Below are 11,994 nucleotides of genomic sequence, written 5' to 3' on the forward strand. Positions count from 1 at the left end.
GCTGGGCTCGCGGTGGTGGCCGCTGGCGTCGTGGTTGGTAGGCCGCTGGTCCCGCGGTCGGTGGGCCGTTCGGCGACGGCCTTCATCTCGCCGTGGTAGGCATGCCCCGCCCCGTTCGGGTGGGTGGCCCACCCTACGGGCGGGCACCGACAGAGCCGGCGTCACGTCTCGGAGCGGCGGACGGGTCAACTAGGCTCTCGGCTCGTGGCCGTGCTTCTGGACAATCCGGTGCGTTCGTATGCGTGGGGTTCGCCGACCGTCATCCCCGAGCTGCTCGGCCGGGCGCCGTCCGGGCAGCCCGAGGCGGAGCTGTGGGTCGGCGCGCACCCCGGGTCGCCGTCGACGGTGGCGGGTGACGGGCGGCCGCTGTCGGCGCTGATCGAGGCCGACCCCGCCGCGACGCTCGGTGACGCCGTCGTGCGCCGGTTCGGGCCGCGGCTGCCGTTCCTGCTGAAGGTGCTGGCCGTCGAGCGGCCGCTGTCGATCCAGGTGCATCCCACCATCGAGCAGGCGGTCGAGGGGTACGACGCCGAGGACGCCGCCGGCCTCGCGCTCGACGACCCGCGCCGCTCGTACCACGACCGCAACCACAAGCCCGAGATGGCGGTCGCCGTCACCCCGTTCGAGGCGCTGGTCGGCTTCGACGACCCCGCCGCGGTCGCCGCGTCGCTGCGGCAGAGCGAGCACACCGACCTCGCCGGTGCGGCCACCGTCCTGAGCGCGAGCGACGGGCTGGAGCGGCTGGTCCGCCGCTGGCTCACCCTCGACGACGCCGCGGCGGCGCAGATCGTCGCGGCGCTGACGGCGGAGGCGTCGGCTCGGCGCGACGAACCGCGGTTCGGGCTGGTGCACCGGCTCGCCGAGGCGTACCCGCACGACCGCGGGCTGCTGCTGGCGCTGTTGCTGCGCCACCACACGCTGGCGCCCGGCGAGGCGGTGTTCGTCCCGGCCGGCGTCCCGCACGCCTACCTGTCCGGCGTCGCCGTCGAGCCGCAGGCCAGCTCCGACAACACGCTGCGCGCCGGTCTGACACCCAAACACGTCGACGCCGCCGAGGTGCTGCGGATCCTGCGCTACGAGCCGGGCGGCGCCGTCGCGGTGACGCCGGTCCCGGCCGGTCCCGGCCTGGAGCTGTACCCGGTGCCCGGCATCGACGAGCTCGGCCTCGGCCGCGTGCGGCTCACCGCCGGCGCGGCCGTGCCGGTCCCCGGGCCGCGGCTGGTCCTCGTCGTCGAGGGGACGGCGGCCGTCGACGGCGTGACGCTGGCGCGCGGGCGGGCCGCGTTCGTCCCCGCCTCCGAGGCGGACGCGACGCTCACCGGCGACGGCGTGGCGTATACCCTGTCCACCGCGCTCGACCGGGCACGATAGTCCCCGACCACGCACGCTCCGGAGCGAAGGAAAACCTGACCCATGGCCACTGAAGGTGGGACCAAGGCGGTCGTCGCGGCCCTGCTGGCGAACACCGGCATCGCCATCACCAAGTTCATCGCGTACGCGCTGACCGGGGCGTCGTCGATGCTGGCCGAGGCGGTGCACTCCGTCGCCGACGCCGGCAACCAGGTGCTGCTGCTGGTCGGCGGCCGGCGGGCCCGGCGCAAGGCGACGCCGGAGCACCCGTTCGGGTACGGCCGGGTCCGCTACGTGTTCGCGTTCATCGTGTCGATCGTGCTGTTCAGCCTCGGCGGCGTGTTCGCGCTGTACGAGGCGTTCCACAAGTACGAAGAGGTGCACGCCGGCCACCCGAACGAGCTGCTGGAGAGCCAGTGGTGGTGGGTGCCGGTCGTCGTGCTGGTCGCCGCGATCGTCATGGAGTCGTTCTCGCTGCGCACCGCGGTCATCGAGTCCGACCGCGTGCGCGAGGGCCGGTCCTGGGTGCAGTTCGTCCGCCGGGCGAAGTCGCCGGAGCTGCCGGTCATCCTGCTCGAGGACATCGGCGCGCTGCTGGGCCTGGTGTTCGCGCTCGTCGGCGTCGGACTGGCGCTGATCACCGACAACGCCTACTGGGACGTCGCCGGCACCGCCGCCATCGGCGTGCTGCTGGTCGTCATCGCGGTGATCCTGGCGATCGAGATGTCCAGCCTGCTGATCGGCGAGGGCGCGGCCGCCGAGAACGTCCAGAAGATCCTCGCCGCCGCCACCGCGGGCGACGACATCGGCCGCGTCATCCACCTGCGCACGCTCTACACCGGCCCGGAGGAGCTGCTGGTCGCGGCCAAGCTGGCGGTCCGTACCGACCAGACCGGCGAGCAGATCGCCGCCGCCATCAACGGCGCCGAGGAACGCATCCGGGCGGCCCTCCCGGAGGCCCGGCACATCTTCCTCGAGCCCGACATCGACCGGGCGGCCGCGAAGACGCCGTAGTTCCGCGACGGGCCGCGTCACGAGGGCGCGGCCCGACGCCCGGCGCCTGCCCGCTCGAAGGGCGCCGGGGTAGACTCCCAGGTGCCACGCCGGCGCAGGTGATGCCGCGGACCCAGATGGGTCGCGCCGGGTCGGACGACTGTTCGGTGCCGCCTCGTCGTGCCCGCGTCCGACCCCTGACCACCATCTTGAGAGGAACCGTTCCATGTCCCTCGACTTCAAGGTCGCCGACCTCTCGCTGGCCGAGTTCGGCCGCCGCGAGATCCGTCTCGCCGAGCACGAGATGCCGGGCCTCATGGCCATGCGCGCCGAGTTCGGCGACAGCAAGCCGCTCTCCGGCGCCCGCATCACCGGCTCGCTGCACATGACCGTCCAGACCGCCGTCCTGATCGAGACGCTGGTCGCACTCGGCGCCGACGTCCGCTGGGCGTCCTGCAACATCTTCTCGACGCAGGACCACGCGGCCGCCGCCATCGCCGTCGGCCCCACCGGCACCGCCGACGCACCGGCCGGGGTGCCGGTGTTCGCCTGGAAGGGCGAGACGCTCGAGGAGTACTGGTGGTGCACCGAGCAGGCTCTGCGGTGGCCCGGCACTGACGCCGGCTCCGGCGGCCCGAACATGATCCTCGACGACGGCGGCGACGCCACCCTGCTGGTGCACAAGGGCGTCGAGTACGAGAAGGCCGGCGTCGTGCCCGAGCCCGCTGACGACGACTCCGAGGAGTGGCGGGTCGTCCTCGGCCTGCTGAAGCGTTCGCTGGCCGAGAGCCAGAGCCGCTGGAGCACGCTGGCGCAGGAGATCCAGGGCGTCACCGAAGAGACCACCACCGGCGTCCACCGGCTCTACGAGATGATGCGCGACGGTGCCCTGCTGTTCCCTGGCATCAACGTCAACGACTCCGTCACCAAGAGCAAGTTCGACAACAAGTACGGCTGCCGGCACTCGCTGATCGACGGCATCAACCGGGCCACCGACGTGCTCATCGGCGGCAAGGTGGCCGTGGTCTGCGGTTACGGCGACGTCGGCAAGGGGTGTGCCGAGTCGCTGCGCGGCCAGGGCGCCCGCGTCGTCGTCACCGAGATCGACCCGATCTGCGCGCTGCAGGCGGCCATGGACGGCTACGAGGTCACCACGCTCGACGACGCCGTCGAGCGCGCCGACATCATCGTCACCGCCACCGGCAACCGCGACGTCATCACCGTCGACCACCTGGCCCGCGCCAAGCACCAGGCCATCATCGGCAACATCGGCCACTTCGACAACGAGATCGACATGGCCGGGCTGGCCGCCGTCGACGGCATCGTGCGCACCGAGATCAAGCCGCAGGTGCACGAGTGGACGTTCCCCGACGGCCACACCGTCATCGTGCTGTCCGAGGGCCGGCTGCTGAACCTCGGCAACGCCACCGGGCACCCGTCGTTCGTCATGTCCAACTCGTTCACCAACCAGGTGCTGGCGCAGATCGAGCTGTTCGCGAAGAGCGCCGACTACCCGCTGGGCGTCTACACGCTGCCCAAGCACCTCGACGAGAAGGTGGCCCGGCTGCACCTCGACGCCCTCGGCGTGAAGCTCACCGAGCTGACCCCGGGGCAGGCGTCCTACCTGGGCATCCCGGCCGAGGGCCCGTACAAGAGCGAGCACTACCGGTACTGACGCGCGTCAGCGGCGCACGAGGCGCACGTTGCGGGCGTAGGCCCGGAAGCCGATCGCCTCGTACGCCGCCCGGGCGGCCGGGTACCCGTCGTCACCGCGGGCGCAGACCCGGGCCTGCCGCGCGCCCAGGTCGCGCGCGACGCGCAACGCGGCCAGCGACGCCGCCGCGGCGAGACCGCGGCGGCGATGCCGCGGATCGGTGCCGACGGGTTCCAGCACGGCGATCTCGCCCTCGACCCACGCGAGCGCCGACGCGGCCGGCGTGCCGTCCGGCGCGACGACCAGCCAGTCCAGTTCGGGACGGTACGACGGCGCCCGCATGACGCCGCGGTAGGCGGCGTCGTCCATCGGCACGGAGAACGCGGCGGCGTGGACGGCGGCCCGTGCGGCGGCGTCCTCCGGCCCGCCGACCGGCCGCAGCGTGTACCCGTCCGGCGGCGGCGCCGGTGCCGGCAGATCGGCGCCCAGCGGGCGGCGCAGGTGTGCGAAGAACCGTCCGTCCTCCTGGCGCTCGTAGCCGTGCCGGGCCAGCTCGCCGATCAGTCCGGTCTCGGCGTCCAGCACTGTCACCGCGCGCCCGCCGAACCACGCCGCGATCTGCGCCGTCAGCGCCAGATGCGCGGGATCGAGCTGCAGGTCCAGGCGGCCGCCGCGGGCCCATGCCCAGGCGACCACGCGCTCGCCGTGTCGCCAGTGCGCCAGCCGCCAGGCAGGGTCCGGGCCCCCGTGCTCGCACCAGAACCACGCCAGCTCGCCCGGATGCCAGCGGCTGGACCAGCTCCACAACCGGCCGGACAGCTGCCGCATCGCGTCCAGCTGGTCCGGCCCGGCGCCGTCGAACCGGTGGTAGCCGGTGCTCACGAGGGCGGGGCGAAGCCACCGTCGGTGCGCGACGGCGCGGGCGGCTGGGCCGGTGGTGCGGCCGGCGGCTGCTGTTGCGGCGGCTGCTGGGCCGGCGGCCCGCCGTAGCGGAGCGTGTCGCGGCGGCGACGTTCGGCGAGCACCGCGGCGAGGTAGTCCCACGGCTGCAGGCCCGGTGGGGGCGGCGGGCTGACCAGGGCGGACACCTCGTTGGCGAGGTCGACGGCCAGCCGCGTGCGCACCTCCGGGGCCAGCTGCGGCGCCCGTGCCAGCAGCGACCGGGCGGCCATGGCGAGCCGGTCGGGCAGCCGCGACAACTCCAGCGACGCCGCCCAGGCGGCCAGCCGGGGGTCGAGGACCGGCGGCGGCGCCGTCGTCGACGGGATGCGCTCACGGATGACGACGGTGCCGGCCAGCACGTCGCCGATGCGCTTGTCGCGCGAGTTCAGCAGCGAGCAGACCATGGCGCCGACGCCGAGGGTGAGCACGAAGTCGGCGAACACCCCGGCCAGCGCGCGCACCAGGGCGTGCCGGAACCGGATCGGGCCGCCGTCGTCGCGGACGACCCGAAGCCCGGCCGCCGCCTTGCCCACCGACTTGCCGCGGGTGAGCGTCTCGATGGTCGTGGGGATGACGACCAGCAGGAACACCGTTCCGCCGATGATCAACGCCGTCGCCAGCGCCTCGTCGATGGCCGACGCGACCTGGGCGAACACCAGCAACAGGGCGAGCCCCGTCACCGCGAGGATCAGCGCGTCGAGCAGCAGCGCGAGCGCGCGCGACGGCAGCTTGGCCAGCCGCAGTTCGAGGGGGACGGCCTCGCCGGTCACCAGGTCGCTCACCCGGCTAGTCTGCCGCAGCCGGGGCGGCTGTCCGAATCGCGACATGTCGCAACCACGGCACCCGCTGCCCGATGACAGCCGCACGCGCGCCCGCCACGGTGGATTCATGTCGAACTGGTCCCCACGTCCGGATGGTCCGATCCGTCCGCTCCGCCTGCGGCCGATCGCCGCTCTGGCGAGCGCGGCTCTGCTGGCGGCCACCGCCTCCGCGAGCGCGTCCGCCGTCCCGTCCGTCAGCGCCGAGCCCGCTCCGGCACGGTCCAGCGCCGCGGCCGGTCCGCAGCAGGCCACGGCCGCCCGGACCACGCTGATCACCGGCGACGTCGTGCACGTGACGGAGTTCCCCGACGGCCGGCGGTCGCTGCGGACCGACCCGGCCCCGGGCCGCGAGGACATCACCGTCCACCAGTTCGAGGTCGACGGCCGATCGCTGGTGGTGCCGGCCGACGCGATCGCGCTGCTGGCGGCAGGCCGGCTGGACGAGGCGCTGTTCGACGTCGACGCGCTGATCGAGCAGGGCCACACCACGTCGCTGCCGCTCATCGCCACGTACGCCGCCGCGGCCGGGATCGCCGCCGCGCCGGTGGGCGCTCAGGCCGGGCCGGAGCTGGAGAGCATCGGCGGCCGAGCCCTGGACGTCGCCGCGGACGACGCTGCGCAGTTCTGGGCCGCGCTGGCGCCCGAGGGCGACGCCGTCACCACGCTCTCCGGCGGCATCGAGAAGCTCTGGCTGGACACCCGCGTCGAGGCGACGCTGGACCGCAGCGTCGCGCAGATCGGCGCCCCGGCGGCCTGGGAATCCGGACTCGACGGCACCGGCGTCACCGTCGCGGTCCTCGACACCGGCGTCGACGCAGAGCACCCGGACCTCGCCGGGCAGGTCGCCGCGGCCGCGGACTTCTCCGGCAGCCCTTCGACCGCCGACCGGTTCGGCCATGGCACGCATGTCGCCGCGACCATCGCCGGCACCGGAGCGGGCGGTGACCCGCAGCGGCCCGGGGTCGCGCCGGGCGCACGGATCCTGGCCGGCAAGGTGCTCGGCGACGACGGCTTCGGCGACACGTCCAGCGTCATCGCCGGCATGGAGTGGGCGGTCGAGCAGGGCGCCGACGTCGTCAACATGAGTCTCGGCGGCGGCCCGTCCGACGGCACCGACCCGTTGAGCGTGGCGTTGAACGAGCTCAGCGCCGCCAGCGACACCCTGTTCGTCGTCTCGGCCGGCAACGACGGCCCGGGCGCGGTGTCCATCGGCAGCCCGGGCAGCGCCGACGCCGCCCTGACCGTCGGCGCCATCGACCGGGACGAGTCGCTCGCCGAGTTCTCCAGCCGCGGCCCGCGCCTCGGCGACCAGGCGATCAAGCCGGACATCACGGCGCCCGGCGTCGGTATCGTCGCCGCCCGTGCGGCCGGCACCGCGATGGGTTCGCCCGTCGACGACCTGTACACGGCCGCGAGCGGAACGTCCATGGCGGCGCCGCACGTCGCCGGCGCCGCGGCGCTGCTGGCCCAGCGATACCCGGGCTGGACCGGGGAGCAGGTGGAGGACGCGCTGGTCAGCACCGCCCGGCCCAACGCGGAGTTGACCCTGGACGAACAGGGCGCCGGCCGGGTCGACCTCGTCCGCGCCGTCGGCCAGCAGGTCTTCGGCACCGGCGGCCTGGGCCTGGGCACGTATGCCGACGGCGACACCGCACCGGTCACCCACGACGTCACCTACACCAACACGACCGCCTCGGCCGTCGAGCTCACCCTGGACCTCACGCTCGCCGGCCGCGACGGCACACCGCCTCCCGCGGGCGCCGTCGACCTCGGCGCCGCGACGGTGACGGTGCCGGCCGGCGGGACGTCCACGGCCACCCTCACCGTGGACCCCGCCGTGCTGGACCGCGGCCGCTTCACCGGCCGGCTCACCGCGGAGTCGGCGGACGGCTCGGTGGCGCTGGCGACCACACTCGGCCTGGTCAAGAGCGCGCCGGTGCGGTCGGTGACGATCAGCGCCGTCGGCCCGGACGGCGAGCCGGCGTTCACCTCGCCGCTGGTGCTGTTCGGCGCGGATCCGCAGTTCGACACCGTCTCGATGCTCCCCACCGGCGGCCCGACGACGTTCCGGCTGGGCGAGGGCGACTACTTCCTGCACGCGCTGATCGAGACCAGGGTCGACGGTGAGGAGACGGCGCACCTGATCGTCGACCCGGACCTCGAGGTCGACGGCGACACCGAGGTGGTGCTGGACGCCCGCGAGACGCGGAAGGTCGAGATCCGGACGCCGCAGCCGGCCGAGCAGCGCGGCATCTGGGGCTACTACACGCATCGGGAGGTCGACGGCCGCCGGATGACCAACGGCACGATGCACTTCGACGCTGTCCGCTCGCTCTGGGTGACCCCCACCGAGGAGGCGACCGGCGGCACGTTCGAGTTCATGTCGCGCACACAGCACGTCGCGCCGCAGCTGACGACCACGGCGACGGCCGGGGCGCCGTTCACCGCGACCCCGCAGCCGCTGAACCAGACGCCGCTGTTCGACGGGCGCCGCACGCTCGACGTCGTCGCGGCCGGCGCCGGCACCGAGAAGGACTACGCCGGCCTGGACGTGCGCGGCAGGGCCGTCGTGGTGTGGCCGCAGACCGAGCCCGACGCGGACCTGCTGTCGGCGCCCGCCGCCGCGGCCGGGGCGGCGCTGCTGCTGGTCGTGCCGCCGGGCGGGCAGGACTGGCCGCAGTTCTGGCAGCCCGCCGGTGACCGGCTGCCGCTGGTCGCGGGGACGCTCGCTCCGGCGGAGGGCCGCGCGATCGCCCAGCGCCTGAAGGACGGCCCGCTGCGCCTGAACGTCGACGGCGTCGCGGCCAGCCCCTACCTCTACGACGTCATGCAGGTGTCGTCCGGGCACGTCGCCGACCCCGTCGTGCACACCGTGAGCGCCGAGAACAGCGCCGTCATCACCGCCGACTACCACGAGCCCGGCGGCGAGCCGTGGTCGAAGGAGCAGCGCTACGGCTGGCGGCCATGGCAGACCGAGACGATCATCGAGCACCAGCGGCCGGTCGGCACCGGGCGGACCCGCGTCGAGTACGTGTCGGCCGGCGACACCGTCTGGCGCCAGCACGTGCTGCCGTACCGCACGTGGGACGAGATGAACCCGGTGCAGTCGGGCATCAGCCACGACCTGCGCAGCTACACGGCCGGCGAGCGGATCGACGAGACCTGGTACGCCCCGCTCGTCCGCCCGGCGATCCCCGCGGGCGTCGAGGGCGCCGACCCGTTCCGCACCGGCGACACGTTGAACGTCTGGATCCCGGAGTACGTCGACACCGGGGCCGGCCACTACGGCCGCGCCGAGCCGGCCGTGTTCGGATCGTCCCCCGACCTCGTCGAGGCCCGCCTCTACGAGAACAACCGGCTGATCGCCGAGGCCGACGGCGTCTGGGGCGCGTACCCGGTGACCCGCGCGTCGGGACGGTACCGGCTCGAGCTCAGCACCGAGCGGAACCTGCCGGACTGGGAGTTCGCCCCGCGCACCGACACCACGTGGACGTTCCGGTCGGCGCGCCCGGCCGACGGCGGCAGCACGGTGCTCCCGCTGATCCAGCTCGACTACGCGGTCCCGGCCGGCCTGGACAACCGGGTGGCGGGCGGTGTGGCGACTCCGCTGACGTTCACACCGCGGCACCCCGACGGACTGGCCGACCCGCCGCGGATCGTCCGGCTGCGGGCGTGGGCGTCCTACGACGACGGCGGCCGCTGGACACCGCTGGCGGTCCGTCCGGACGGCGCCGGCAGCTGGACGGCGACCGAGCGCGCTCTGCGCGGCGACCATGTGTCGCTGCGGGTGGAGGCCACGGACGCCGACGGCAACAGCGTCACCCAGACCGTGGAACGCGCCTACGGACTGCGCCGATGACCCCGGTGTGGACAGCCGCGGGGGCGACTGCGCTGACCGCGGCGGGGACGGCTGCGCTGACGACTGCGCCGGTGACGGCCTGGACGGCTGCGGGGGCGACTGCGCCGATCCCGGTCGCACCCCGCCCGGACCGGGAGGGACCCACCCTACGGGCGGGCACTGACAATGCGGTCGCTGCACGGTCGGCCAGCGGTGTCGCGGCGGCCGCCCTCAGGGCAGCCGTCGTCGGGCCGGTCAGCGTGGTAGGGCCGGCCGCCGTCACCGCAGCCGCCGTCAGGCCAGCCAGCCGCGGCGGGCGACCTGCCAGGCCAGCTGCATGCGGGTCTCGGCGCTGGCCAGGGCCATCAGGTCGCGGATGCGGCGCTGGACGGTGCGCATGCTGACGCCCAGCCGCGTGGCGATCGCCTTGTCCGTCACGCCCGCGACCAGTAGCGACAGCAGATAGCGCTCGTCGCCGGAGAGCGTGGTGGCCGGCCCCGTCCCCTCCCCGGGGCCGGCCATCGCAACGCCGCCGGACAGCTGCAGCGGCGCCGCGGCGGACCAGTAGCTCTCGAACAGCGCGATCAGCGCCGTCAGCAGGTTGCTGTCGCGGACGATCGCGGCGGTCGGCTCGGTGATGCCGTCGCTGCGGGGGACCAGCGGGCAGATCGCGACCGACCGGTCCGAGATCGCCATCCGGATCGGCAACGTCGGCACCGACCGCGCCAGCTCTCCGGCGTCGATGCCCTTGGCGACGTTGTCGATCATGCCCGGTTCCTCGAGCAGCTGGCGTTCGTACAGCACCCGGTAGGCGACGCCGCGGGCGAGCATGTCGAACTCCTCGTCGTTGTCCTCCGACGGCATCGCGACGTGGCCCGCGCGGCAGAACCACAGCATCTCCTCGCGGGTGCCGAGCTGGACCGCGCGGATCCGCTGCCGGATCGCGTCGCCGCCGGTCACGATCTCCAGCAGCTGCCCGGCGTCGCGGCGGCGGGCGGTGGCGAGGTGCTCCTCGGCCAGCTCCGCGACGGCCGACCGGGCCCGGTCCAGCGCCTCCTGCGAGCGCAGCAGCAGCGGCCCGAACGCGACGTCGGGCGGGTTGGCGGCGTACCGCTCGCCGCCGCCCGGCAGCCGGCGGACGAGGCCGCGCGCCGTCAGCCCGTCGACGATCGCAAGGACGTCGCTGCCGGGCAGCCGCGCGACGAGGTCGTCGACGTGCGCTTCGCCCGCTCGCACCAGCAGGCGGTAGGCCTCTTCCTCGCCAGCGGTGATGCCGGTGCCCTCGAACATCGCGCTCCTCCTCGTGGCCGTGGCGGCCGGGTGATGTTCTAGTGTCGGACACAGGCTCGGTGTCGGCGCGGAAGGGACGGAAGTGGACCTCGACGCGTTCGTCGCCGCGCATCGCGCCGAGTGGGACCGCCTCGAGCGGCTGGTCCGCCGCCGCGGCCGGCTGAGCGGTCCGGAGGCCGACGAGCTGGTCGCGCTCTACCGGGCCGCGTCGACGCACCTGTCCACATTGCGCTCGGCGGCGCCCGACCCGGTGCTGCTCGGCCGCCTGTCGACGCTGGTCGCCCGGGCCAGGACGGCCATCGCCGGCGCGCACGACCCCGGCTGGCGCGACGTCGTCCGGTTCCTCACCGTGGGCTTCCCGGCGGCCGTGTATCTGAACCGGCGGTGGTGGATCGGCGCGGCGCTCGCGTTCGCCGTCGTCGCCGTCGGCATCGCCTGGTGGGTGGCGGCGAACCCGAGCGTGCAGGCGTCCATCGGCGCGCCGGAGCAGATCCGCCAGCTGGTCGAGCACGACTTCGAGGACTACTACTCGGCGAACCCGGCCGGCTCGTTCGCCGCCCGCGTGTGGGTGAACAACGCCTGGGTGGCGGCGGCCTGCCTCGCACTGGGCGTCTTCCTCGGCATCCCGGTCGTCTACGTGCTGTGGATGAACGCCGTCAACGTCGCGGCGTCTGCCGGGCTGATGGCGGCGGCCGGCCGGCTCGACGTGTTCTTCGGCCTGATCACCCCGCACGGCCTGCTCGAGCTGACCGCGGTGTTCGTGGCGGCGGGCGCGGGTCTGCGGCTGGGGTGGACGGTCGTCGATCCCGGGCCGCGCAGCCGCGGCGAGGCGCTCGCCGAGACCGGCCGGGCCACGCTGGGGATGGCGCTCGGACTGGCCTGCGTGCTGCTGGTGTCCGGCGTCATCGAGGCGTTCGTGACGCCGTCCGGCCTGCCGACGTGGGCGCGCATCGCCATCGGCCTGATCGCGGAGGCGCTGTTCATCGCCTACGTCTGGGTCTACGGACGGCGGGCCGTTCTGGCCGGCGAGGTCGGCGACATCGATCCCTCCGCCCGCGCCGACACCCTCCCCGTCGCCGGCTGACCCGGAATGATCACGTGAAGTT

The 11,994-nt window shown here is 74.2% G+C and carries 8 protein-coding genes; 5 read left to right on the forward strand and 3 right to left on the reverse strand.

All coding sequences use genetic code 11. The annotated features are described in order from the left end of the window. Positions 1 to 204: 204 nt before the first annotated feature. The 3 genes from manA (at position 205) to ahcY (ending at position 4,018) form a co-directional block, all read left to right on the forward strand. On the forward strand, positions 205 to 1,371 hold the full coding sequence (gene manA / locus DZA62_RS03255; protein ID WP_198663358.1) for a mannose-6-phosphate isomerase, class I: 1,167 nt from the start codon (positions 205 to 207) through the stop codon (positions 1,369 to 1,371). A gap of 42 nt (positions 1,372 to 1,413) precedes the next feature. Continuing rightward, positions 1,414 to 2,364 carry a cation diffusion facilitator family transporter gene (locus DZA62_RS03260; RefSeq protein WP_116947303.1) on the forward strand — a complete coding sequence of 317 codons (951 nt, stop codon included), beginning with the start codon at positions 1,414 to 1,416 and terminating at the stop codon, positions 2,362 to 2,364. 205 nt (positions 2,365 to 2,569) lie between these two features. Then, positions 2,570 to 4,018, forward strand: a complete 1,449-nt coding sequence (gene ahcY / locus DZA62_RS03265; protein WP_116947304.1) for an adenosylhomocysteinase — start codon at positions 2,570 to 2,572, stop codon at positions 4,016 to 4,018. 6 nt (positions 4,019 to 4,024) lie between these two features. Here the strand turns inward: ahcY and DZA62_RS03270 are convergent, their stop codons facing one another. Both DZA62_RS03270 and DZA62_RS03275 read right to left on the reverse strand, forming a co-directional pair. Continuing rightward, positions 4,025 to 4,879: a GNAT family N-acetyltransferase gene (locus tag DZA62_RS03270; RefSeq protein ID WP_116947305.1), complete on the reverse strand. Its 855-nt coding sequence runs from the start codon at positions 4,877 to 4,879 to the stop codon at positions 4,025 to 4,027. Continuing rightward, a complete protein-coding gene (locus DZA62_RS03275; RefSeq protein WP_232827231.1) occupies positions 4,876 to 5,721 on the reverse strand; it encodes an RDD family protein in 846 nt (281 codons plus the stop codon). The genes DZA62_RS03270 and DZA62_RS03275 overlap by 4 nt, the downstream gene beginning before the upstream one ends. A 106-nt stretch (positions 5,722 to 5,827) precedes the next feature. Between DZA62_RS03275 and DZA62_RS03280 the strand changes: the two genes are divergently transcribed. After that, positions 5,828 to 9,619 (forward strand): S8 family serine peptidase, encoded by a 3,792-nt coding sequence (locus DZA62_RS03280; RefSeq protein WP_198663359.1) that lies wholly within the window; start codon positions 5,828 to 5,830, stop codon positions 9,617 to 9,619. A 273-nt stretch (positions 9,620 to 9,892) separates the two neighbouring features. Here DZA62_RS03280 and DZA62_RS03285 read toward each other — a convergent pair whose 3' ends face one another. Beyond that, positions 9,893 to 10,888, reverse strand: a complete 996-nt coding sequence (locus tag DZA62_RS03285) for a helix-turn-helix domain-containing protein (RefSeq protein WP_116947307.1) — start codon at positions 10,886 to 10,888, stop codon at positions 9,893 to 9,895. 82 nt (positions 10,889 to 10,970) lie between these two features. Between DZA62_RS03285 and DZA62_RS03290 the strand changes: the two genes are divergently transcribed. Beyond that, a complete protein-coding gene (locus tag DZA62_RS03290; protein WP_116947308.1) occupies positions 10,971 to 11,972 on the forward strand; it encodes a stage II sporulation protein M in 1,002 nt (333 codons plus the stop codon). Positions 11,973 to 11,994: the final 22 nt, after the last annotated feature.

Source organism: Jiangella endophytica (assembly GCF_003427025.1).
GTDB classification, from domain to species: domain Bacteria; phylum Actinomycetota; class Actinomycetes; order Jiangellales; family Jiangellaceae; genus Jiangella; species Jiangella endophytica.

Excerpts from the sequence above, each read along its gene's own strand:
- DZA62_RS03260 (WP_116947303.1), top strand. The coding sequence starts at position 1,414 with ATGGCCACTGAAGGTGGGACCAAGGCGGTCGTCGCGGCCCTGCTGGCG.
- DZA62_RS03285 (WP_116947307.1), bottom strand. The coding sequence starts at position 10,888 with ATGTTCGAGGGCACCGGCATCACCGCTGGCGAGGAAGAGGCCTACCGC.
- ahcY (WP_116947304.1), top strand. The coding sequence starts at position 2,570 with ATGTCCCTCGACTTCAAGGTCGCCGACCTCTCGCTGGCCGAGTTCGGC.
- DZA62_RS03280 (WP_198663359.1), top strand. The coding sequence starts at position 5,828 with ATGTCGAACTGGTCCCCACGTCCGGATGGTCCGATCCGTCCGCTCCGC.